Source organism: Cytobacillus firmus (assembly GCF_023612095.1).
GTDB lineage: Bacteria > Bacillota > Bacilli > Bacillales > Cytobacillaceae > Cytobacillus.
In genome coordinates, this window is sequence record NZ_CP086235.1 from 1310077 (window position 1) to 1332715 (window position 22639).

The 22639-nt window shown below is 41.2% G+C and carries 21 protein-coding genes, 2 pseudogenes and 1 other annotated feature (1 of these 24 cut by a window edge); of the genes and pseudogenes, 18 read left to right on the forward strand and 5 right to left on the reverse strand.

The genetic code is table 11. The features are described from left to right. Nucleotides 1-169, forward strand: a binding site (T-box leader); it begins 16 nt to the left of the window's first position. A gap of 119 nt (nt 170-288) precedes the next feature. From glyQ to LLY41_RS06600, 12 genes and pseudogenes are all read left to right on the forward strand, one after another. Then, nucleotides 289-1179 (forward strand): glycine--tRNA ligase subunit alpha, encoded by an 891-nt coding sequence (gene glyQ / locus LLY41_RS06545; protein ID WP_304587215.1) that lies wholly within the window; start codon nt 289-291, stop codon nt 1177-1179. Beyond that, the gene (glyS, locus tag LLY41_RS06550; protein ID WP_304587216.1) at nt 1172-3244 is read left to right on the forward strand and encodes a glycine--tRNA ligase subunit beta; all 2073 of its coding nucleotides are present in this window, start codon (nt 1172-1174) and stop codon (nt 3242-3244) included. The genes glyQ and glyS overlap by 8 nt, the downstream gene beginning before the upstream one ends. Before the next feature lie 256 nt (nt 3245-3500). Beyond that, entirely contained in the window at nt 3501-4136 is a 636-nt protein-coding gene (locus LLY41_RS06555; RefSeq protein WP_304587217.1) for a transcriptional regulator CcpN, read from the forward strand. A gap of 31 nt (nt 4137-4167) precedes the next feature. Continuing rightward, nucleotides 4168-4986: a pyruvate, water dikinase regulatory protein gene (locus tag LLY41_RS06560; protein WP_095245660.1), complete on the forward strand. Its 819-nt coding sequence runs from the start codon at nt 4168-4170 to the stop codon at nt 4984-4986. Nucleotides 4987-5290: 304 nt separating this feature from the next. Continuing rightward, nucleotides 5291-5748: pseudogene (locus LLY41_RS06565) on the forward strand (YaiI/YqxD family protein). Between the two features lie 39 nt (nt 5749-5787). Continuing rightward, entirely contained in the window at nt 5788-7605 is a 1818-nt protein-coding gene (gene dnaG / locus LLY41_RS06570) for a DNA primase (RefSeq protein WP_304587218.1), read from the forward strand. Between the two features lie 89 nt (nt 7606-7694). Further along, nucleotides 7695-8819 (forward strand): RNA polymerase sigma factor RpoD, encoded by a 1125-nt coding sequence (gene rpoD / locus LLY41_RS06575; RefSeq protein ID WP_095245662.1) that lies wholly within the window; start codon nt 7695-7697, stop codon nt 8817-8819. Nucleotides 8820-8889: 70 nt separating this feature from the next. Beyond that, nucleotides 8890-9420 carry a hypothetical protein gene (locus LLY41_RS06580; protein ID WP_304587220.1) on the forward strand — a complete coding sequence of 177 codons (531 nt, stop codon included), beginning with the start codon at nt 8890-8892 and terminating at the stop codon, nt 9418-9420. Between the two features lie 103 nt (nt 9421-9523). Then, nucleotides 9524-10663 carry an acyl-CoA dehydrogenase gene (locus LLY41_RS06585; protein WP_304587222.1) on the forward strand — a complete coding sequence of 380 codons (1140 nt, stop codon included), beginning with the start codon at nt 9524-9526 and terminating at the stop codon, nt 10661-10663. A gap of 206 nt (nt 10664-10869) precedes the next feature. Continuing rightward, nucleotides 10870-11235, forward strand: coding sequence for a cytochrome c550 (gene cccA / locus LLY41_RS06590; protein WP_095245665.1), 366 nt, complete (start codon nt 10870-10872; stop codon nt 11233-11235). Nucleotides 11236-11384: 149 nt separating this feature from the next. Next, nucleotides 11385-12093, forward strand: a pseudogene (locus LLY41_RS06595) (tRNA (adenine(22)-N(1))-methyltransferase). Continuing rightward, entirely contained in the window at nt 12090-13205 is a 1116-nt protein-coding gene (locus tag LLY41_RS06600; protein WP_095245667.1) for a Nif3-like dinuclear metal center hexameric protein, read from the forward strand. The pseudogene LLY41_RS06595 and the gene LLY41_RS06600 overlap by 4 nt, the downstream one beginning before the upstream one ends. A gap of 60 nt (nt 13206-13265) precedes the next feature. Here the strand turns inward: LLY41_RS06600 and LLY41_RS06605 are convergent, their stop codons facing one another. Continuing rightward, nucleotides 13266-14216, reverse strand: a complete 951-nt coding sequence (locus LLY41_RS06605) for a 4-hydroxy-3-methylbut-2-enyl diphosphate reductase (RefSeq protein WP_095245668.1) — start codon at nt 14214-14216, stop codon at nt 13266-13268. 167 nt (nt 14217-14383) lie between these two features. Then, nucleotides 14384-14962: a VrrA/YqfQ family protein gene (vrrA, locus tag LLY41_RS06610; protein WP_304587223.1), complete on the reverse strand. Its 579-nt coding sequence runs from the start codon at nt 14960-14962 to the stop codon at nt 14384-14386. A 319-nt stretch (nt 14963-15281) separates the two neighbouring features. On the opposite strand from vrrA, the gene LLY41_RS06615 reads away from it, so the two are divergent. Continuing rightward, the gene (locus LLY41_RS06615) at nt 15282-16592 is read left to right on the forward strand and encodes a DEAD/DEAH box helicase (protein ID WP_304587224.1); all 1311 of its coding nucleotides are present in this window, start codon (nt 15282-15284) and stop codon (nt 16590-16592) included. Nucleotides 16593-16616: 24 nt separating this feature from the next. Next, on the forward strand, nt 16617-17510 hold the full coding sequence (locus tag LLY41_RS06620) for a deoxyribonuclease IV (protein WP_095245671.1): 894 nt from the start codon (nt 16617-16619) through the stop codon (nt 17508-17510). A 67-nt stretch (nt 17511-17577) separates the two neighbouring features. Here LLY41_RS06620 and LLY41_RS06625 read toward each other — a convergent pair whose 3' ends face one another. Further along, entirely contained in the window at nt 17578-17832 is a 255-nt protein-coding gene (locus LLY41_RS06625; protein WP_035332728.1) for a DUF2624 domain-containing protein, read from the reverse strand. A gap of 160 nt (nt 17833-17992) precedes the next feature. On the opposite strand from LLY41_RS06625, the gene LLY41_RS06630 reads away from it, so the two are divergent. The 3 genes from LLY41_RS06630 to LLY41_RS06640 are packed head-to-tail and all read left to right on the forward strand — an operon-like array spanning nt 17993 to nt 20091. Beyond that, complete coding sequence (locus LLY41_RS06630) at nt 17993-18787, forward strand: metal ABC transporter ATP-binding protein (protein WP_095245672.1); 795 nt, start codon at nt 17993-17995, stop codon at nt 18785-18787. After that, nucleotides 18784-19626, forward strand: coding sequence for a metal ABC transporter permease (locus LLY41_RS06635; protein WP_095245673.1), 843 nt, complete (start codon nt 18784-18786; stop codon nt 19624-19626). Before LLY41_RS06630 ends, LLY41_RS06635 begins: the two co-directional genes overlap by 4 nt. Nucleotides 19627-19680: 54 nt before the next feature. Then, a complete protein-coding gene (locus tag LLY41_RS06640; RefSeq protein ID WP_035332694.1) occupies nt 19681-20091 on the forward strand; it encodes a zinc uptake transcriptional repressor Zur in 411 nt (136 codons plus the stop codon). 27 nt (nt 20092-20118) lie between these two features. Here LLY41_RS06640 and LLY41_RS06645 read toward each other — a convergent pair whose 3' ends face one another. Continuing rightward, complete coding sequence (locus LLY41_RS06645; RefSeq protein ID WP_304587227.1) at nt 20119-20703, reverse strand: hypothetical protein; 585 nt, start codon at nt 20701-20703, stop codon at nt 20119-20121. A gap of 184 nt (nt 20704-20887) precedes the next feature. On the opposite strand from LLY41_RS06645, the gene LLY41_RS06650 reads away from it, so the two are divergent. Further along, nucleotides 20888-21352: a DUF4190 domain-containing protein gene (locus LLY41_RS06650; protein WP_095245675.1), complete on the forward strand. Its 465-nt coding sequence runs from the start codon at nt 20888-20890 to the stop codon at nt 21350-21352. A 75-nt stretch (nt 21353-21427) separates the two neighbouring features. Here the strand turns inward: LLY41_RS06650 and ispG are convergent, their stop codons facing one another. Beyond that, the gene (gene ispG, locus LLY41_RS06655) at nt 21428-22540 is read right to left on the reverse strand and encodes a flavodoxin-dependent (E)-4-hydroxy-3-methylbut-2-enyl-diphosphate synthase (protein ID WP_179289082.1); all 1113 of its coding nucleotides are present in this window, start codon (nt 22538-22540) and stop codon (nt 21428-21430) included. Between the last annotated feature and the right edge of the window lie 99 nt (nt 22541-22639).

A 22639-nucleotide genomic window follows, 5' to 3' on the forward strand; every position in this document is an offset into this window, starting at 1 on the left:
AGAAGAGTACTTAACTTTTTCTCATTAAAGCGAACCCGGGACAGTGGGAGCCGGGTATGGATAGTTAAGGAAAGGCGCTCTGGAGCAATTTCGTCTATTGACAACCAAAGAGGCTGCGGTCAAAATCGCAGCAAATAGGGTGGAACCGCGGGTAACTCTCGTCCCTATGCCATTTGGCATAGAGACGGGAGTTTTTTATGTTCCACAGGAAAGCGAACAGTCTGGAGCGGAAATCGACAGACAACATTGAGAGATAAAATACAACTATTTATACGAAAGAGGTGTCCTATGAATATTCAAAACATGATATTAACACTTCAAAAACATTGGTCTGAACAGGGTTGTATCCTGATGCAGGCTTATGATACTGAAAAGGGCGCAGGCACAATGAGCCCATATACATTTTTGCGAGCAATCGGACCAGAACCGTGGAATGTGGCTTATGTAGAGCCTTCACGCCGTCCTGCTGATGGCCGATATGGAGAGAATCCAAACAGGCTTTATCAGCATCATCAATTTCAGGTTATCATGAAGCCGTCCCCTGATAATATCCAGGAGCTGTATCTTGATTCACTTAAGGCATTGGGCATTGATCCGCTTGAACATGACATCCGGTTTGTGGAAGATAACTGGGAGAATCCTTCATTGGGCTGTGCGGGCTTAGGGTGGGAAGTATGGCTTGATGGAATGGAAATAACACAGTTCACATACTTCCAGCAGGTAGGAGGATTGGAATGCAAGCCTGTATCTGTTGAAATTACATATGGAATTGAAAGGCTTGCCTCTTACATTCAAGATAAGGAAAATGTCTTTGACCTTGAATGGACAGAAGGATTTACAGTTAGGGACATTTTCCTGCAGCCCGAGTTTGAGCATTCGAAATACACGTTTGAAACATCAGACCAGGAAATGCTTTTCAATTTGTTCAATATCTATGAGAAAGAAGCGCATAGGCAAATGGATGAAGGGCTTGTACACCCGGCTTATGACTATGTATTGAAATGTTCCCATACTTTTAACCTGCTCGATGCCAGGGGAGCGATCTCAGTAACAGAAAGAACAGGCTATATTGCAAGGTGCCGGAATCTGGCCAGAAAAATAGCAAAAACCTTTTATGAAGAGAGAGAAAAACTTGGCTTCCCAATTCTAAAGGTTAAGGAGGAAGGATCTCATGAATAAGAAAGACCTACTGCTGGAAATTGGACTAGAAGAAATGCCTGCCAGATTTGTCACTAATTCCATGAATCAGCTTTCAGATAAAGTGAAATCATGGCTTTTGGAAAAGAAAATATCCTTTGAAGAGATCAGCGCTTTCTCCTCTCCCCGCCGCTTGGCTGTCCTAGTAACGGGAGTGGATACCGCCCAGGAGGACATAAATGAGGAAGCAAAAGGGCCTGCGAAAAAAATCGCACTAACAGAAGATGGAGTATGGTCAAAGGCTGCGGTTGGATTCAGCCGGGGTCAGGGAGCTTCTGTTGAAGATATATTTTTTAAAGAAATTAACGGTGTTGAATACGCCCATGTCAGCAAATTCATTAAAGGTCAGGAAACAGCTGCCCTTCTGCCTGAACTTCAGCAGATTATTACCTCGCTATCATTCCCGAAGAATATGCGCTGGGCAAACCAGGATTTACGTTTTATCAGGCCGATTAAATGGCTTATTGCATTATTCGGAAATGAAGTCATTCCTTTTTCAATAACAAATGTCCAGACTTCCAACCTTACAAGAGGTCACCGCTTTTTAGGGGAAGAGATTGAGATTAACAATCCTGCTGATTATGAAAAGGCCATGCTGGCGCAATATGTGATCACTAACCCTCAGGAAAGAAAGAGTGCCATTCTTTCTCAATTGGAAAAAATTGAGGAAGAACAAGGCTGGGTTGTTCCGGTGGATGAAGATTTATTGGAAGAAGTAAATAATCTGGTTGAGTACCCGACTGCATTATATGGCAAGTTTGAAGAAGAATACCTTGAACTTCCGGAAGAGGTGTTAATTACTTCCATGAAAGAGCACCAGCGCTATTTCCCGGTAAAGTCCAAAGGTGGCACTCTTCTTCCTTACTTTGTGACAGTCCGGAATGGTTCTCATGAACATTTGGAGAAAGTGGCTAAAGGAAATGAGAAAGTATTGCGGGCAAGGCTATCTGATGCAGCTTTCTTCTATAGAGAAGACCAAAAAACGGACATCGCAGTATCGCTCGGAAAACTCAATAACATTGTGTATCACGAAGAAATTGGAACCCTTGCTGAAAAGGTAAACCGTGTCCGCCAGCTGGCAGCAAAACTGAGTGAGATTCTTGACTTCAGTGATGAAGCAAAAGCAGTGACAGACCGCGCTGCTGAAATCTCAAAGTTTGATCTTGTTTCACATATGGTTTACGAATTTCCAGAGCTGCAAGGTTTTATGGGAGAAAAATACGCCCTGCAAAAAGGCGAAAAGGAAGCTGTGGCGCGTGCAATTAATGAACATTACATGCCGCGCAATGCAGAGGACCAGACACCGGAAAGCGATGCTGGTGCAGTGCTTTCCATTGCTGAGAAACTGGACACGATTGTGTCATCCTTTGCAATTGGAATTATTCCAAGCGGTTCCCAGGATCCATATGCTTTAAGGAGACAGGCATCGGGTATCATCCAGACGTTACTGGCTAAACACTGGGATCTGAAGCTCGAAGAATTGATCGCATTATCTTCAGAGACCGTACTTAAAGCGAATATAGGAAAGAAATCAAAAAGTGATTTAATGCAGGAATTAGTTTCTTTCTTTAAATTAAGGATTAAATATATGCTGCAGGAAAAAGCAATACGCTATGACTTAATTGAAGCTGTATTAGGAAATGATATCGGCTCCGTTCCTTCACTTGTGAATAGAGCTCAGGTATTGGAATCCCACAAGGATGCAGATGGCTTCAAGGAAAGCATTGAAGCTCTTGGCCGGGTAATCAACATTGCTTCTAAGGCAGAAGATAAAGGGGATATTGATAGCAGCTTATTTGAAAATGATAATGAAAAAGCTCTGTTCAGTAAATATTTATCAGTAACCGAGGAGTTGAAAAAAGAGGGTACAGAGGAAGAAGCCTTTAACTTGTTAATCAGCTTGAAGCCTGAAATTGATCAATACTTTGAGCATACTATGGTAATGGATGAAAATCAGGAAATTCGCCGTAATAGGCTGCATCAAATGGCGCATTTGTCTGATGTGATAAAGAAATTTGCAAATATGAACCAAATAATTGTTAAGTAATAAGCTGAAATTTTGCGTTTTATGCTTGAATACGATTAAAATCTAAGATGAGGACAGCTGCCGTGGCTGTCATTGAAAGAGCCTGTTTATCACACTGACGGGCTCTTTCGTATTTTGGGCATAATAGGCAGTTCAAAGCAAACTATATATGAAACACATCTTTTCATTTATGACAAATAGTATATAATAATTATATAAAAGTATAACCTTATTATAGTGGGAAATGAGTGCCAAAAGCATCTCCTTTTCAGATTAGGTGGTGAGGAAAATCGAATTAAATAAAAGGCAGGAAAAAATAATAGAAATCGTTAAGGAAAACGGGCCGATCACTGGTGAGAGTATTGCAGAACAGCTTAGTTTAACGAGGGCAACACTAAGGCCGGACCTGGCTATATTAACGATGGCAGGCTATTTAGATGCCCGTCCGCGTGTAGGCTATTTTTATACAGGGAAGACAGGGGCGCAGCTGCTGACTGAAAACCTTCAAAAGCTATATGTAAGGGATTATCAATCCATTCCTGTAGTGGTTAATGAGAATGTGTCGGTATATGATGCCATTGTGACAATGTTTCTGGAAGATGTCGGCACGCTATTTGTTGTTGATCAGGGTTCACTGCTTGTTGGGGTTCTGTCAAGGAAGGATTTACTCCGTGCAAGTATTGGCAAGCAGGAGCTAAATTCCATCCCTGTCAATATCATTATGACCAGAATGCCTAACATTACCATGTGCGAAAAAGATGATTTGCTTATCGAAGTTGCTAAAAAGCTGATTGAAAAGCAGATCGACGCTCTTCCTGTTGTAAAAAAGACGGAAAAAGGGTATGAAGTAAACGGCAGGATAACTAAAACAAATCTGACAAAAGCGTTCCTGGCTCTGGCCGGGGAAAAGTAGCAGTGAAAGAAGAAGGAGATGGTGTTAAAGGATGGAAAAAATGCCGGTCATTTATGTCGTTTCGGACTCAGTGGGAGAAACGGCTGAACTTGTAACAAAAGCTGCAACCAGCCAATTCAATGGCAGCGATATATCTATCAAGCGTTTTCCATATGTTGAAGAGAAAGTACATATTGATGAAGTTATTTCACTCGCAAAGCTTGATAATGGGATGATAGCCTATACGATGGTCAAGCCGGACATGAGGAAATATATTAACCAGAGGGCTGCTGAAGAAGGGATATATGCTTTTGATATTGTTGGTCCTTTAATGGATCAAATCCAAAGAGCCTGTGGCATTACACCGCTTTTCGAACCAGGACTGGTCAGAAAGCTGGATGAAGATTACTTTAAAAAGATTGAAGCAATCGAGTTTGCTGTAAAATATGATGATGGCCGTGACCCTCGTGGCATATTAAAGGCTGATATAGTGCTTATCGGTGTATCAAGGACTTCAAAAACACCTCTTTCCCAGTATCTTGCCCACAAGCGCCTTAAAGTGGCTAACGTGCCTCTTGTGCCTGAAGTCGATCCTCCAGAAGAGCTGTTTCTTGTCCCGCCGGATAAGTGCTTCGGTCTGAAAATCAGTCCGGAAAAATTAAACTTTATTCGAAGAGAACGCCTAATATCATTAGGTCTAAGCGATAATGCCAGCTACGCAAATATAGAAAGAATCAAAGAAGAAATAGGTTACTTTGAAAAAACCGTTTCCAAAATTAAATGCCCGGTTATTGATGTTACGAACAAAGCAGTAGAAGAAACAGCCAATATGATCCTAAATCAATACCGGAAAAACTTTCCGAAAAGCTAGCACATAAATTCTTTATGTGCTTTTCCTTTTTATCGGCAGGGTTACGAGGGCTTTTTCTTATAAAAACTGCAAAATTAAATTATTTTCTTGCCAGATAAAATAATGGCAAAATAGAGATTAATGTACTATAATAAAAAATTGTGATAAAAATGTACCCGAATAGGTTTAGAGTTCATTGCCAAGGAATAAACTATTTATTGTGGCATGTCAAGCTTTCGGCCAAGAAAAAATTCGACATATCTCACTATGCAAAAGTTATTCATGTAAAGAAGGATTATGCGGAGTGATGTAGAATTATTAGAACATTAGGCAAACCAATCATTATGGTGATGCTGATTCCTGTCCTGTAAAAGAAGAAATTGTCGAAATAGCCAATTCCTTACTGTGGACGCAGTGTTTGTTGCTTCATATGCTCATATGCAAAATGACCTGAGTGGGGCTGTCTGGAAATTTGTTGACAGCAGCAAGGAAGCTGCAGATTTATTCATAATGAATAATGTGAAATCAGGAGATGCGGTTGTCACACAAGATATTGGATTAGCATCAACTCTTTTGTTAAAGGGTGTTTATGTCCTTTCTCCCAGGGGAATTTTATTTGAGGAAAGTGAAATTCGAACTGCTTTGGAAATGAGGCACCTTTCAGCCAAAGCGCGAAGAAGAGGGGTTTATGGGAAAGGCCCAAAACCATTTAGTCAAGAGGACCGATTCAGGTTTGTGCAGCAGCTGACAAAGATTTTGTCGAATTTTGAAGGGATTCAGTAACGTTTATCGAATACCTCAGTAAGTAATGGAGTTGTTCATATGGCAGAACGGATCGCCGAGGAGAAAGTAAATGAGATTCGGCAAGCTGTAGATATTGTTGATGTCATTGGCGACTATATCCAATTAAACAAGCAAGGACGCAACTACTTTGGGCTTTGTCCTTTTCATGGCGAAAATACTCCTTCCTTTTCTGTATCACCCGAAAAGCAAATCTACCATTGCTTTGGATGCGGAGCAGGAGGCAATGCGTTTTCTTTCTTAATGGATTTAGAAGGATATTCTTTTCAGGAAGCCGCATTAAAACTCGCTGAAAAGGGAAATATCAAGCTCGCAATTGATGCGGCATCCGCAGCATCAGCAAAATCAATGCCTGTGGATATACAGCAGATGATGGAAGCCCATGAGCTTCTACGTAAATTTTATCACCATCTGCTTGTAAACACAAAAGATGGTCAGCATGCATTGGAATATTTGCTTAATAGGGGCTTTACAATGGAATCAATCGAGAAATTTCAAATCGGTTATTCATTAAAGTCCTGGGATTTTGTCTTCAAGTTCCTGACTAAAAGAAAATTCCCTGAAGGCGTTATGGAAAGAGCAGGACTGATCATCAAAAGGGAGAAAGATGGGAACTATTTTGACCGCTTCAGAGATAGAATTATGTTCCCGATTTTTGACCGCAGCGGAAATACGATTGCTTTCTCAGGGAGATCCCTTGGGGCCGATGAGCCCAAATATTTAAATAGCCCTGAAACAGCAATCTTTAATAAAAGCAAAACTTTATATAATTTTCATTTGGCGAGACCGCAGATTAAAAAATTGCAGAGGGCCGTTCTTTTTGAAGGGTTTGCAGATGTAATCGCCGCTGATCGTGCTGGCGTCGGCAATGGTGTTGGTACGATGGGCACTGCTTTAACTGAAGAACATGTTGCTTCCTTAAGAAGAAATGTTCAATCAATCACGATCTGTTATGATTCCGATAATGCCGGTATCGAAGCCGCATACCGGGCAGCAAACCTGCTAACGGAAGCAGGCTGCCAGATCAGAGTGGCACTGATGCCTGACGGCTATGATCCGGATGATTATATTAAAGAATACGGCGAAGAAAAATTTCGTCATGATGTAATCGAATCCAGCATAACCTTTATGGCATTTAAACTTCTTTATCTCCGTAGAGGCAAAAGGCTTCAAAATGAAGGAGATAGGCTCCTGTATATCGAAGAGGTATTAAAGGAAATCAGCCGGCTTGATAAAGCGGTGGAAAGAGACCATTATCTTCGCCAGCTGGCAAATGAATTTTCACTTTCTCTGGAAGCCTTGAAAGAGCAGCAAAAACAGGTTTATTACACGGAGAAGAGAAAAAGCAGCCAGAAGGGCAAAGGTGCTTTCGAGCCTCAAAAAAGGCTGCAGACACCCAAAAGGGCTGATAGTCTTAAACCCGCTTTTCATACAGCGGAAAGAAGGCTGATTGCCCACATGCTCAGGAATAGTGACATAGCATTTAAAGTTCAGGATATGCTTCAGGGAAATACATTTAACATCGATGAACACCAGGCTATTATTACCTATCTTTTAGGTTTTTACGAAAAAGGCCATACGCCTGATCCTAGTGCATTCATAAATTTCATAAATGATGAAAAGCTTAAACGTATTGTGGTGGATATAGAAATGATGTCCATAAACGATGAAATAAGCGAACAGGAATTATCAGATTACCTTAAACAGGTGTTGAATTATCAAAAGATGTTAAAAATAAAGGAAAAATTAAATGAAGAAAAGGAAGCAGAACGCCAAAAGGATTATGCTAAAGCGGCTTTAATCGCAATGGAAATTCTTCATTTGCGAAAGTCACTATAAGAAGGCTGTGTGCCTTAAATAAAAGTTATGGAATTAGCACCACCTAAGAAGATTTAGAATGTGTTTGATTTTTGAAAGGAGGGGGACATATGGCTGAAAAGTCGGCCCGTTCAAAAGAGGTTGATACAGAATTGACCCTTGAACAAGCGAAAGATCTATTAGTTGAAATAGGAAAAAAGACAGGTGTCCTTGCCTATGATGATATAGCAGAAAGATTGTCTCAATTTGAACTTGATTCCCACCAGATGGATGAATTCTACGAATTCCTCGGAGATCAGGGTGTTGAGTTAGTTGGAGATAATGAAAATGCAGATCCAAATGTTCAGGAACTTGCAAAAAATGAGGAAGAATTTGATCTTAATGATTTAAGTGTCCCTCCGGGTGTGAAAATTAATGATCCTGTCCGTATGTACTTGAAAGAAATTGGACGTGTTGATTTACTCTCCGCAGAGGAAGAGATTGCACTTGCCAACCGCATTGAGGAAGGCGATGAAGAAGCTAAAAGACGCCTGGCAGAAGCGAACCTCCGATTGGTTGTGAGTATTGCGAAAAGGTATGTAGGACGCGGAATGCTGTTCCTTGACCTTATCCAGGAAGGGAATATGGGACTGATAAAAGCGGTTGAAAAATTTGATTACCGCAAAGGATTCAAGTTCAGTACGTATGCAACATGGTGGATACGCCAGGCCATTACGAGAGCGATTGCTGACCAGGCCAGAACAATTCGTATTCCTGTCCATATGGTGGAAACCATCAATAAATTGATTCGTGTTCAGCGCCAGCTTCTTCAGGATCTTGGCCGTGAACCAACACCGGAAGAAATTGCTGAAGATATGGATTTAACTCCAGACAAAGTAAGAGAAATTCTTAAGATTGCACAGGAACCTGTTTCATTAGAAACACCTATCGGTGAGGAGGATGACTCCCACTTAGGTGACTTCATCGAAGATCAGGATGCCACTTCTCCTTCGGAGCATGCGGCATACGAGCTTCTGAAAGAACAGCTTGAAGATGTTCTGGACACACTGACAGACCGCGAAGAAAACGTTCTGCGTCTTCGATTCGGTCTTGACGATGGCCGTACAAGAACTTTGGAAGAAGTCGGCAAGGTATTTGGCGTTACCCGCGAACGTATTCGCCAAATTGAAGCCAAAGCCCTAAGAAAGCTGCGCCATCCGAGCAGAAGCAAACGTTTAAAAGACTTTTTAGAATAAAAAATAATTGCCAGTGGATAGTTTACTTCTTACAATGGAAGTAAACTATTTTTTTTGACAGGATGTGCTTGTGTTGGAAGAAAACAGAAAAAAAATCATTGTTAACGAGCTGCTGCATTGGAAAAAGAGCCGAATGCTCCCTGACCATTATTGTGACTACCTGCTAGCTCTTTACACCGAAGGAAGTCAGCCGAAGGATATAAAAAAACGTAAAAATACAGTGGTTTTGTATCTTGCCAACCTTTTCCTCCTGTTGCTGATTCCAATTTCTGCTTTATTAATTTATTTTACTGAATTGTCTATTACTTTGCAAACCGTCATTTTAATTCTTTTCATTTCTCCGTGTATTTTCTTACTTTTTTATTTTTCTAAAAAAGTAAAAATGATACATATACCCATCATATCAGGAGCCTTGATTTTACTAATGGGATCTGTTGATTTTGTATCGGTGTTATATCCAGGAAACGAGGGAATTCTTTATGTTTGCCTAGTAATTAACTGTATTCTTTGGCTGTTCCTGGGATTGAAATGGAAATTTATCTATCTATGGATTTCGGGGGCTTTGGGCTTTCTTTTACTAGTTATTTCTATATTCATATAATAAAATATTTTAAAAAGTTTTTAAATGTTGAGAAAACTCTAACATCCCTTATATAATAGTAATGAAAGCGTATACAACTTTTGTTCTTATAAGGGGGATTTACATGAATTTTGACTTAACTGCAGAACAGAATATGATCCTTAAAACAATCAGGGAATTTGCTCAGGAAGAAGTTGCACCGGGAGCTTTGGAAAGAGACCGCACAAAGGAATTTCCTGTAGAAGTATTTAAGAAAATGGCTGACCTTGGCTTGATGGGACTTCCTTTTCCCGAAGAATATGGCGGCGCAGGGGCAGATACAGTAAGCTTTGCAATTGTTACAGAGGAGTTGAGCAGGGCTTGCGCGTCAACTGGAATCACTTATTCCGCGCATATATCACTTGGCGGAGCACCGCTTTATTTATTCGGGACCGAAGAGCAGAAGAAAAAGTATCTGGTGCCTATCTGTACAGGTGAGTCTTTTGGAGCTTTCGGGCTGACAGAGCCTAATGCAGGATCAGATGCTGGCGGTACCAGAACAACAGCCGTCGAAAAAGATGGTGAATATATCATTAATGGTAATAAATGCTTCATTACGAATGCCAGCTATGCGAAGCATTTAGCTTTGACTGCTGTCACCGGTGAAGTGGATGGAAAAAAAGAAATCAGTGCGATTATTGTTCCAACGGATGCAGAAGGATTTACCGTTATCGATAATTATGAAAAAATGGGACTCAATGCCTCAAATACAACTGAACTGGTGCTTGAAGACGTACGCGTTCCGACTGAGCACTTGCTCGGCAAAAAAGGCGAGGGCTTTAAACAGTTTTTAATCACATTGGATGGAGGGCGTATTGGTATTGGGGCAATGGCTTTGGGGATAGCGCAGGCTGCTTATGACAAAGCGCTTCAATATGCAAAGGAGCGCCAGCAGTTCGGCCGTTCTCTCTCAAACTTCCAAGCTATTCAGTTTAAACTTGCAGATATGGCGATGAAAATTGAATTGGCACGAAATATGGTCTACAAGGCTGCTTGGCTGAAAGATCAGGGGAGACCATTTGCCAAAGAAGCTTCCATGTGCAAGCTCTATGCCTCTGAAATCTGTATGGAAATCGCCGACCAGGCTGTTCAGATCCACGGCGGATACGGCTATATGAAAGAATACCATGTTGAACGCTATATGAGGGACGGTAAGCTCACTGAAATCGGTGAAGGCACCTCTGAAGTACAAAGAATGGTCATTGCGCGCCTTATTGGATGCTAAAACTGTATTTCGTATGACATGAACGAGATATGCAGGTGAAATAATCAGCAAAAACTCCATCCTCAAGGTGGAGTTTTTGTCCATTTTATGAACAAGATTTGACAAAGTTTACAATAGGGCTTTTCCTTCTGTCTTTTTTAAAGTAAAATAGAGATTGTTTGTATACTTACTTAAACTGAATGTGCTTACATAAGGGAGGTTAAATCATGAATCGCAATCCAATAATTCCATTTGTGTTAATTATGGTTTTTGGTGTGGTAGCAATGTTCCTAGTTTCTTTTAAAGGTCTTGGCGATATGGAAGAGCTTGCAAAAGAACAGGAAGGCGGCGGTGCTGAAACTGAAGAAACTGCTGCTGCGAACCCTGAAGAAATTTACCAGAAGAGCTGTATCGGATGTCACGGTGACCAGTATCAAGGTGGAGTTGGTCCTGCTCTAACAGGTGTAGGCGATCGTTTATCACAGGATGAGATCGCAGATATCGTAGTAAACGGTAAAGGCTCAATGCCTCCAGGATTAGTGCCTCAAGACAAAGCTGCCGAAATGGCTGAATGGTTAGCAGGCCTTAAGTAATACCTATAATGAAAGTCCTTTGCATATGTAAAGGACTTTTTTTATACTATAAGAAAGGCTATCGTAAATTGACGATAGCTTTTTTAGCTTTTGCTCAAGAAGAGCAGGCGCTATGCTCTTTTTACAATACATAAATAAGTGGTGACAGAATGAATACTGAAAAATTATCAAATAGGCTTGAAGCTGTAACAAATTATATCCCCTCAGGTGCACGAGTAGCTGATATAGGCTCAGACCATGCATATTTGCCATGCTATGCAGTAAAGAAAGGGATTGTCCCTTTTGCTGTTGCTGGTGAAGTGGTGGAGGGTCCCTATCAATCCGCAAAAAAACAGGTGAAAATGGAAGGACTCGAAAATCAGATCTCCGTAAGAAAAGGGAAACGGGCTTGAAGTGATTAGCCCAAATGAAGTTGACTGCATAACCATTGCAGGCATGGGAGGAGCTTTGATTGCGAGCATTCTTGAAGAGGGGAAGAGTAAGCTTGCTTCTGTAGAGAGGCTGATCCTCCAGCCGAATTTAAGTGCCATCTCGATTAGAAGCTGGCTGATTGACAATGGCTGGGAGCTAATAGCCGAACAAATCCTTGAAGAAGACGGAAAGATTTATGAAGTCCTTGCTGCTGAAAAAGGAGAGCCATTAAAACCCTACAAGAATAAAGAACAAGGTTTACTGATGGGACCTTTTCTTATGGAGCAAAAATCAGCCGTATTTCAAAACAAGTGGCTTGGTGAAAAGAAGAATTGGGAGAGAATCCTTTTGCAGCTTGAAAAAGCAGCATATTCCAGTGAAACAGAGAAGAGAAAACAGGAGTTAAAGCGGAAAATTAAAATGGCAGAGGAGGTATTGATGCAGTGAAAAAAATAAATGGACATGAGATTATCCAACTATTTGAACAGTTTTCCCCTAAAGGGTATGCGATGGAAGGAGACAAAATTGGCCTCCAGGTAGGCAGGCTTAACACTCCAGTTGAAAATGTCATGGTTGCTCTGGATGTTCTGGAAGATGTAGTTGATGAGGCGATTGCAAGGAATGTTCAGTTGATCATAGCTCACCACCCCTTAATCTATAGACCTTTGCAAAAAATTCCCACTGATACTCCATCAGGAAGAATTATTGAAAAGCTTATCAAACATGATATAGCTGTGTATGCAGCACATACAAATTTGGATATCGCCAAAGGCGGGGTTAATGATATGCTGGCTGATGCACTGAAGCTTTCCAATACGGAAGTCTTATATCCTACATATGAAACTGTATTGAAAAAACTCGCTGTGTTTGTGCCTGAAGAAAATGCTGAGTCTTTAAGACAGGCTCTTGGAAACGCAGGGGCTGGTTCAATCGGCAATTACAGTCATTGCTCTTTTACGTCTTCAGGGACAGGGATGTTTAAGCCTGGAAGTGATGCAAATCCTCATATTGGCCAGCAAGGTGAGCTTGCGGCAGTTAGGGAAGTCTGCATTGAAACCATTTTTCCTGAACATATAGAAAAGAAAGTGCTTTCTGCGATGTTCAAAAACCATCCTTATGAAGAAGTTGCCTATGATATTTATAAGCTTGAAAACAAAGGTGAAGTTCTGGGACTGGGTAAAATTGGAGTAATTGGCGAGATGACTCTGGGGGAATTTGCGGAGCATGTAAAACAAACACTTGAAGTGGAGAGAGTTCGTGTAGTGGGCGACCTTTCTTCAAAAGTGAAAAAAGTTGCTGTTCTTGGGGGAGATGGAAACAAGTACTTTATGTCAGCAAAGATGAAGGGTGCTGATGTATATGTGACGGGAGACATGTATTATCATGTGGCACATGACGCTATGATGACGGGCCTGAATATTGTTGATCCCGGCCATAATGTGGAAAAGGTAATGAAAAAAGGAGTCACCCAAAAATTAGCTCAGATGTGTACAGAAAAAGGGTATAACGTATCCATTTTTCCATCTGAAGTTCATACAGATCCCTTTAAATTTGTCTGAAAATCAAAAGAACCGGCTTCCCTCAGGGACCGGTTCTCTTTATATGCACTTCCGTTTTTCTTATAACTTTGCTGGCTTCTTTACTTTCGGAAGTATTTTATTTAACGCCACTTTCTTCTCGCGTGACCATGTGGACTCATCAGCCGGATCATATTGTTCAAGGAAAGTAATAACTTCCTTTGTAATCGGTGTCGGGGTTGAGGCTCCTGATGTAACGGCAACAGTTGTAGCATCTTTAATCCAATTTACATCCAGTTCAGTAATATCAGCAATACGGTAGGCTTTTGTCCCCGCAATTTCTTCTGATACTTGTGCAAGACGATTGGAGTTATTGCTCTTAGGGTCACCTACAACGATCAATACATCGGCCTGGCCGGCTTGTTCTGCAACTGCTTCCTGGCGGACCTGGGTAGCCATGCAGATTTCTTTGTGGAACTCTGCGTGAGGGTATTTTTCCTTTATCTGATCCATTACATGGACAACATCCCACTGGCTCATTGTAGTCTGATTTGTCACCAGTATTTTATCAGCCTGTATGTTAAGTTCATTTACATCTTCAACAGTCTGTACTAAATGAACTGCATGAGGAGCCACTCCAACTGCACCTTCAGGTTCCGGGTGGCCTTTTTTGCCAATGTAAATGATTTGAAAGCCTTCCTTTTCCTTTTCCCTGATAAGATCATGTGTCCTTGTTACATCAGGGCATGTTGCATCAAGTGTCACAAGGCCTTTTTGTTTCGCTGCTTCCCGCACTTCAGGTGATATGCCATGTGCTGTGAAAATGACAGTGCCTTTGTCGACTTTTTCCAGGATTTCTTTGCGGTCTTTTCCATCAAGTGTAACAATGCCTTCCTCTTCAAAAGCGTCTGTCACATGTTTGTTATGGACGATCATGCCCAAAATATAGATGGGTCTCGGCAAAGATGGATCAAGTGCAGCGTTCCTTGCAATAACCATTGCATCCACCACACCGTAACAATACCCCCGAGGAGAGATTTTTATGACGTTCATCGGTATATCCTCCCTAATTAAAAGCTTATATAAGAATTGAACTGAGTCCTGTATCTAAACGGAAAAACTCCATATTGCACCTCTATTATATAAGAGATAAACCGATAATACAAAAGTGTAATTTTTCTTACGGAAAAAGAAAAAAGAATGCCTCGGCATCCTTTTCTTTAAATATATAATTTTGGTTTAGAAATGCCTTCTGCTGATGATCGCCTGGCAGCGGGATGTTCCATATCCTGTTCCTTTTTGATGTTTTTTGGCCTTGAATTCTGTTTCTTTTTTTCTGTATTTGCCTGAGGAGATTCCGCTTTAGCTTCTGAGGCTGTCTCATCAGCTTCAGGTGCATCCTTTATGCCTCTATAAAGCTTCCACATGGCAGGAAGGTTCCTGACCAGCGGTCCATACTGCTGAACCATGGGCCCGAACTGCTGTGCTGTATTTAAGACCTTTTGAGTGTTGGTTAAAAAGCCGTTTATGGAAGATGGGTTGCTTATTGCCTGAAGGATGCCTCCGCCTGCTTGTGAGCCCCCTGCAGCTCTTGCAGCGCCCATTCCTGTTCCAGGCTGGGCATTTCCTTTTCCTAATATTTTGGAGAGCAATCCCCCTCCTCCTCGTTTCATTCCCGGAGGACCGCCCATCATAGGACCGCCCATCATTGGCCCCATGGGAGGTCTGCCCTGCATCGGGGTCATAAAAGGATGGGGATGCATCCCTCCGCGCATAGGGGGTCTTGATCCTGGCATCATATTCATTTGCCTCCTTTCACTGCATATTTCTGATTCTTAAATTAAAATTCATATTATAAAGTATGCGTTTATCCCATTTTGGTTTAGGCATTATACAGAAGAAACCGATTTTATTTATTAAAATCACCTAAAAAGCTCATCATAAAAATATAAATGCCTGTTTGAGTGGTTATTTACAGGAAACTTTATTATAATAACAGGATGTAAGAAAAGCTCGGAACCAGCAAGTTGCAGTTGATACTAGTAGATCTTACTCACTAATTTATGTTTCGGTGCAGCCTGAACCCAGGCGAATCTGGATAATTGAGGAGTTTTTTATATGAACGAAACGAAATTCGACCGATTTAATTTTAAGCCATTTATTATAGAAGCGGTTAAAGATTTTGGCTTTTTTGAGCCGACAGAAATTCAGGAAAGAATGATCCCTGCCGTGCTGAAGGGTGAAAGTGCAATAGGACAATCACAGACAGGTACAGGAAAAACGCACTCATATGTGCTGCCTATCCTCCAAAAGGTTGATCCTTCCCGCCAGGAGGTGCAGGCTATTATTACAGCTCCAACCAGGGAGCTTGCCAATCAGATATATCATGAAATTCTTAAGGTTACAGAGCATTGCCAGGTGGGAGAAGAAATAACAGCACGCTGCTATATTGGCGGTACGGACAAGCAGAGAACCATTGAAAAGCTTAAAAAACAGCCTCATGTGGTTGTAGGCACACCGGGAAGAATCAATGACCTTGTCAAAGAACAGGCATTGTTTGTGCATACTGCCGAAATCCTTATTGTGGATGAAGCAGATTTAATGCTTGATATGGGGTTCATTGAAGATGTTGATCAGATTGCAGCGAGGATGCCGGAGAAGCTCCAGATGCTGGTTTTCTCAGCTACCATTCCAGAGAAGCTGAAGCCTTTCCTGAAAAAATACATGGAAAATCCTAAATATGTTCACGTCGAGCCTAAGCAGGCCACAGCAGCCAATATTGAGCACTGGCTTCTGCCATCCAAACACCGCAATAAAGTGGAGCTGGTCTATCAGGCACTGACTTCCTTAAATCCTTACTTAGCCATTGTTTTCACTAACACCAAGAAAAAGGCAGATGAAGTGGCAGATGGATTAATCAGCAAAGGCCTGAAAGTCGGACGTATCCACGGGGACCTTAACCCGCGTGAAAGAAAGAAAATGATGAAGCAGATTCTCGACCTTGAGTTTCAATACATTGTGGCTACAGACCTGGCTGCCCGGGGCATTGATATACAGGGAATCAGCCATGTAATTAACTATGAGCTTCCAACTGATCTTGATTTTTATATACATCGGGTTGGGCGTACAGCGCGTGCAGGTTTCTCAGGAATTGCTGTAACAGTGTATGAGATTTCCGATGAGGATGCATTAAACAGGCTTGAAAAAATGGGGATCGAATTCAGGCACAAAGATCTGCAAAAAGGTGAATGGACAGATCTGGATAATCGAAACAAGCGAAAAACGAGACAGAAACAAACAGATGACATTGATAAAAAAGCCGCTTCATTGGTGAAAAAACCGAAAAAAGTAAAACCGGGCTACAAAAAGAAAATGAAATGGGAAATGGACAAAATAAAAAAACGCGAAAGAAGAATCAAGCGTAAATAAAGAATCAAAGGGAGAGGTATTGTCATGCTGAAAATTGGATCACATGTTTCCATGAGCGGGAAAAAAATGCTTTTAGCAGCAAGTGAAGAAGCTGTTTCATATGGCTCCAATACATTTATGATCTATACAGGAGCTCCGCAAAACACAAGAAGAAAAAAAATCGAAGATTTGAACATTGAAGCCGGACTGAAGCATATGGCAGAGAACGGGATTGCTGATATTGTTGTACATGCTCCATATATAATCAATATCGGGAATACTTCAAACCCTTCAACATTTGAATTAGGCGTTAATTTTCTTCGCTCTGAAATTGACCGCACCGAAGCGATTGGAGCTAAGCAGATCGTTCTCCATCCCGGTGCCCATGTTGGAGCAGGGTCAGAGGCCGGCATCAAAAAGATCGTAGAAGGCTTAAATGAAGTCTTAAACGGCGAAGAAAATGTGCAGATCGCACTTGAGACCATGGCCGGAAAAGGGTCGGAATGCGGGAGATCCTTTGAAGAGCTGGCTATGATTATTGAGGGAGTCAATTATAACAACCACTTATCTGTATGCTTTGATACTTGCCATACACATGATGCAGGATATGACATTGTGAATGATTTCGACGGGGTATTGGAAGAATTCGATAAGGTTGTTGGACTTGACCGCCTGAAAGTTCTCCATATTAATGACAGCAAGAATGAGCGCGGAATGCGTAAAGACCGCCATGCAAATATCGGCTTCGGCCACATCGGCTTCAGCGCATTAAATTACATTGTACATCATCCTCAATTAAAGGATATCCCTAAAATTCTGGAGACTCCTTATGTTGGTGAAGATAAAAATAATAAAAAAGCCCCTTATAAACATGAAATTGAAATGCTTCGCAGCCAGGAATTCAATGAAAGCTTATTAGAAGCTATTACGGCTGTATAAACATAGTAAAAAGCTGTGCCTGGACTGCACAGCTTTTTTGCTTGAGTTAAGTATCATTAGTGAAGTTCTATTTTGTAAATTGCAAAAATAGCCTGTTTACTTCCCTTGCAGTTTCCGGGCCGGCAATCCTGGCAATTTCCTTTATGATTTTTGTCCTTTCACGGTCATCAAAGATGTTTACCTGCTTGCCTCTCAAATGATCTGCAATTTTCTGGGCCTGTGCTTTTGTAATCTGGATGTTGAACTGCTCTCCATATTTTAATAATTCATCTGCTGTTATATTGCTTAATTTATGATTAATGATGTTTTCGAATATTTTCATTTTCATCACTCCTCCTCAGTACTTTATGAGTGAAGAATGTGAATAGTGACAATAAGTTTTAAGATTTACTATAAAAAAGCATGTACCTTTACTTTAAATTGAGGTTCCTGTATACTGTGTTAGTAAATCGTAATGATTCTTAATATGTAAGGTGATAAAAATGGCACAGCCAATAATTGAAATAACTCATGTTTCTTATAGATATGAGAAAGAGAATGTTCTTGAGGATATCAATCTGACCATTAATTCAGGAGATTTTCTCGGAATTGTAGGTCCTAATGGGTCAGGTAAATCAACCCTTTTAAAGCTTATTCTGAATTTGCTTAAAGTGCAGAAGGGGAGCGTCAAACTGTTCGGCCAGGAAATCAGCCGATTTAAGGATTGGCAGAATATTGGATTTGTTTCTCAAAAGGCAAATTCATTTAATACAGGATTCCCGGCAACAGTCTTTGAAGTCGTTTCAAGCGGCCTTACAAAGAAGCTGGGGCTTTTTAAATTTATGGGCAAGGCCGATCAGGCAAAAGTTATGCATGCAATTGAATCTGTTGGCATGCATGAGTATGCAGGACGTAATATTGGCGAGCTTTCAGGCGGGCAGCAGCAGCGGGTCTTCATCGCCCGTGCATTGGTAAGCGACCCTAAATTATTAATATTGGATGAACCTACAGTAGGTGTGGATGTGAAAAATGTTCAGTCCTTTTATGAAATGCTGGATGATTTAAATAAGGAGCTGGGCATTACTTTATTGCTTGTTACGCATGATATTGGGACAATTTCTGATAAAGTCACTCATGTGGCTTGCCTGAATAAAAATTTGCATTTCCATGGAAATACAGCAGAATTCGAAAGCTTGAATATAAATGAAATGTCGGAAATCTACGGACATGATGTACATGTCCTGACACATAACCATGATCACCATCACCACCATCACGATAAAGGAGCAGGCAGATGATTTCGGGAATCCTTCAATATGAATTTTTACAAAATGCTTTTTTAACTGGAATGATCATCGGGATCATTGCGCCTCTTCTTGGTGTGTTTATTGTTGTGAGAAGGCTATCCTTAATTGCTGATGCTTTAAGTCATGTCACACTTGCAGGGATCGCTGCAAGCCTGCTGCTCGAAAAGAAATTTATCGGACTGAGCGGTTTGAATCCTTTGTATATGGGGATGGCTTTTTCAGTAGCCGGGTCGCTGTTTATTGAAAAGCTGAGAGCTGTTTATAAGCACTATCAGGAACTGGCTATTCCCATTATATTATCTGGCGGCATTGGGCTTGGAGTCATATTCATTTCACTGGCTGATGGATTCAATACAGATTTATTCAGTTATCTGTTTGGCAGCGTCAGTGCAGTAAGCCGGCTTGATTTATGGACTATTTTGATTATCAGCGTGCTTGTCATTGCACTTGTGGTCCTGCTCTATAAAGAACTGTTCTTGCTGTCATTTGATGAAGAGCATGCCAAGGCATCCGGAATAGCTGCTAAAAGTGTCCACTTCATTTTTATTGTGATGGTGGCCCTGGTAATAGCTGCTTCCATGAGAATAGTGGGTATTTTATTAGTTTCCTCCCTTATGACATTGCCGGTTGCTGCGAGCATCAGAATTGCAAAAGGATTCAAGCAGACCATTTTCCTGTCCATGCTTTTTGGTGAAGTATCAGTTCTGGGCGGATTGACAATTTCCTACTATATTGATTTGGCGCCGGGCGGAACAATCGTCATGATTGCGGTATTAATACTGATTGTAACAATATTGCTGAAAAAACTTGCGGGCATGAGGCCGGCATAAATGTGATTGAATTTCTATCCCGAATGATTTAAGAGCAAAAAAGAGGTGGAAAGAATGAATGTTGATGAAGCCATGCAGCTTTTAAAGGATAAAGGCTATAAGCATACGGGGAAAAGGGAAGAGATGCTTCAGCTGTTTGCTGACAGTGATAAATATATAACGGCTAAAGATGTTCTCGAGAAAATGAAAGATAATTACCCTGGACTAAGTTTTGATACCATTTACAGAAATTTATCGTTATTCGTTGAACTGGGTATTTTTGAAATGACAGAGCTGTCAGGCGAAAAACACTTCCGCTTTACGTGCTCTCATGATCATCATCATCATCATTTTATATGCCTGGATTGCGGAAAGACGAAAGAAATTGAAGTCTGTCCTATGAAACAGGTGCAGGAAAATCTAAAGGGATATGATGTTTCAGGACATAAGTTTGAAATATATGGGAAATGCCCGGAGTGTTTTTAATACTGGAACAAAAAAAGAAGCATGGAGCTATTTTTCCATGCTTCTTTTTTGCTGAAGCCAATCTTCTGCCCATGCATTGGCTTCCTTCCAGTTTCGGACTCTAATGACGCCATTGGGAAGGGGATCCTGATTATAGGGTGTATCGAATAAAATGACAGGAATTCCGCAAGCCTCATGGATCATGACCGCATTATCATGCTTGTCTTCCAAAAAGATATCCACCTCATACTTTTTGGCAGCTTCAATTTTATCATGGTTTCCGATTAGTTCGATATGATCAAACTCTAAAGTGTTCTCTAAAAACCATTCTTCTGTTACTTGCTGCAGGTGAGAGCCCCTGGCACTTATAAAATACAATTCATGCTCCCGTTTCCATTTGGTCAAAACTTCTTTTGCGCCCTTCGCCAGGGGGGATTCTTTGTAGATAATGGGCTCATTTTCATAAAACCACTGTGCAAATTGTTCTTCTGAGATCGTTACTAAAGGTGTTAAATCATATTGCTTAATATCATTTAAAGTAATACTCAAATTAAATGCATCATTTAAATATGGAACCATTGCTTCAGGGCTGGTAACCGTTCCGTCTATATCGATGCCAAAGCGCTTCTTCATTATAATAATCTCCTTTAATGCATATATCCCTTATCTTAACAAAAGTCATGGCCTTGCAAAAGAGTGTTGCAGTTCATGTTTGACAGTTAAACATTAACATCTTAAAAAAGCCTTTTATCGCAAACACTATAAATGCTCCATTAAGCAATATTTTTTAGGAACACAGCAAAGAAAGAGAGGGATCATGATGGCAGACCGAGATCGCACCAATGAAGAGTATGACCTCCGATACAGTGAGCGAATTGGTGAAGCAGATGCAGCAGATTATTCAGAAGAAGCTGCTGCAGAAATAGCGGCGCCGGGTGTCTATGACAGGTCGCTTGATCGGGATGAGGAAATCGAAAAAGAAGCAGTTCAGGCCAATTATTCTGAGGAGACCTCTGCAGAAATAGCAGCACCAGGTGTCTACAATAGATCATTGGACAGGGATGATGAGAATGAAACCGCTGCAGCCGGCAGAGGAGTCGGTTATGCAGCCCTGGCACTTTCCATTTTATCTTTGTTTGTGCTGCCGGTTCTTTTTGGAGCAACAGGAATTGTCCTTGGTTTTATCGCAAGAAGAAGGGGTTCAGAAAGCCTTGGAGGCTGGGCGATTGCCATAGGAGCGATTTCCATTATTGTCGGTATGTTTATACTGCCGTTTTTTTAGAAAATAAAAAGCCTGGAACCAAATTAAATTTGGAAACCAGGCTTTTTCTCTGTTTAATTTATTGTGGTTTTTTTTCTATGGCTGCAGGCTTTCTGCCTGTGCTTTTTCTTCTTCCTGTTTTGCAAAATATTCTTCAGCGATTTTGTCGATTTCGATCTTTAGTTCCTCGACCATCGTTTCTTCCGGAACCTTCCTTACAATCTGGCCTTTGCGGAACAGAAGGCCTTCTCCGCGGGCACCGGCAATGCCGATATCAGCTTCCCTGGCTTCACCAGGTCCGTTAACCGCACAGCCCAATACAGCAACCTTAATGGGCGCTTTAATTTTTTGAATATATTCTTCCACTTCATTAGCAATGCTGATTAAATCAATCTCAATCCGTCCGCAAGTTGGACAGGAGATCAGTGTGGCAGCATTGGAGGATAGACCAAACACTTTAAGAAGTTCCCGGGCAACCTTGACTTCTTCAACCGGGTCTGCACTCAATGAAATTCTTAATGTATTTCCAATGCCTTTGCTTAAGATTGCCCCGAGTCCGGCGGCGCTTTTCACAGTACCGGCAAAAAGTGTGCCTGATTCTGTTATACCTAAATGAAGAGGGTAGTCAAAAGCTTGTGAAGCTTTCTCATATGCTTCAATGGCCAAGTTCACATCGGAAGCCTTCATAGAGACGATAATGTCATGGAAATCAAGGTCTTCTAGGATTTTGATATGATGAAGGGCGCTTTCAACCATGCCATCTGCTGTAGGATATCCGTATTTCTCGAGGATCCTTTTCTCTAGAGAACCTGCATTAACGCCAATCCGGATAGGTATTCCTTTTGCTTTGGCAGCCTTGACGACGGCTTCCACTTTTTCTCGTTTGCCGATATTTCCGGGATTAATGCGGATTTTATCTGCTCCGCCCTCGATAGCCTTAAGAGCCAGCTTGTAATCGAAGTGGATATCAACAACAAGCGGTATGTTAATTTGTCTTTTTATATCTGCTATGGCATTTGCAGCTCTTTCATCAGGGCAAGCAACACGTACGATCTGACAGCCTGCTTCTTCCAGCCTTTTTATTTCGGCTACAGTTGCTTCAACATCATGTGTTTTTGTTGTGGTCATGCTCTGGATAAACAGCTCATTGCTTCCGCCAATTGTTAAAGGGCCAACTTTGACAGGCCTTGTTTTCGTGCGATGTATAATTTCACTCAATGGAGATTCGCTCCTTTTTATCTATTCATATAACAGCTGAATAGTACGCTGTTAGAGAAGGTCCACTCTATTGTATCAATGAACCGCTGA

Coding starts and splice junctions, on each gene's coding strand:
- glyQ (WP_304587215.1), top strand. CDS start 289: ATGAATATTCAAAACATGATATTAACACTTCAAAAACATTGGTCTGAA.
- glyS (WP_304587216.1), top strand. CDS start 1,172: ATGAATAAGAAAGACCTACTGCTGGAAATTGGACTAGAAGAAATGCCT.
- LLY41_RS06560 (WP_095245660.1), top strand. CDS start 4,168: ATGGAAAAAATGCCGGTCATTTATGTCGTTTCGGACTCAGTGGGAGAA.
- dnaG (WP_304587218.1), top strand. CDS start 5,788: ATGGCAGAACGGATCGCCGAGGAGAAAGTAAATGAGATTCGGCAAGCT.
- rpoD (WP_095245662.1), top strand. CDS start 7,695: ATGGCTGAAAAGTCGGCCCGTTCAAAAGAGGTTGATACAGAATTGACC.
- LLY41_RS06585 (WP_304587222.1), top strand. CDS start 9,524: ATGAATTTTGACTTAACTGCAGAACAGAATATGATCCTTAAAACAATC.
- cccA (WP_095245665.1), top strand. CDS start 10,870: ATGAATCGCAATCCAATAATTCCATTTGTGTTAATTATGGTTTTTGGT.
- LLY41_RS06605 (WP_095245668.1), bottom strand. CDS start 14,216: ATGAACGTCATAAAAATCTCTCCTCGGGGGTATTGTTACGGTGTGGTG.
- vrrA (WP_304587223.1), bottom strand. CDS start 14,962: ATGATGCCAGGATCAAGACCCCCTATGCGCGGAGGGATGCATCCCCAT.
- LLY41_RS06615 (WP_304587224.1), top strand. CDS start 15,282: ATGAACGAAACGAAATTCGACCGATTTAATTTTAAGCCATTTATTATA.
- LLY41_RS06620 (WP_095245671.1), top strand. CDS start 16,617: ATGCTGAAAATTGGATCACATGTTTCCATGAGCGGGAAAAAAATGCTT.
- LLY41_RS06625 (WP_035332728.1), bottom strand. CDS start 17,832: ATGAAAATATTCGAAAACATCATTAATCATAAATTAAGCAATATAACA.
- LLY41_RS06630 (WP_095245672.1), top strand. CDS start 17,993: ATGGCACAGCCAATAATTGAAATAACTCATGTTTCTTATAGATATGAG.
- LLY41_RS06635 (WP_095245673.1), top strand. CDS start 18,784: ATGATTTCGGGAATCCTTCAATATGAATTTTTACAAAATGCTTTTTTA.
- LLY41_RS06640 (WP_035332694.1), top strand. CDS start 19,681: ATGAATGTTGATGAAGCCATGCAGCTTTTAAAGGATAAAGGCTATAAG.
- LLY41_RS06645 (WP_304587227.1), bottom strand. CDS start 20,703: ATGAAGAAGCGCTTTGGCATCGATATAGACGGAACGGTTACCAGCCCT.
- LLY41_RS06650 (WP_095245675.1), top strand. CDS start 20,888: ATGATGGCAGACCGAGATCGCACCAATGAAGAGTATGACCTCCGATAC.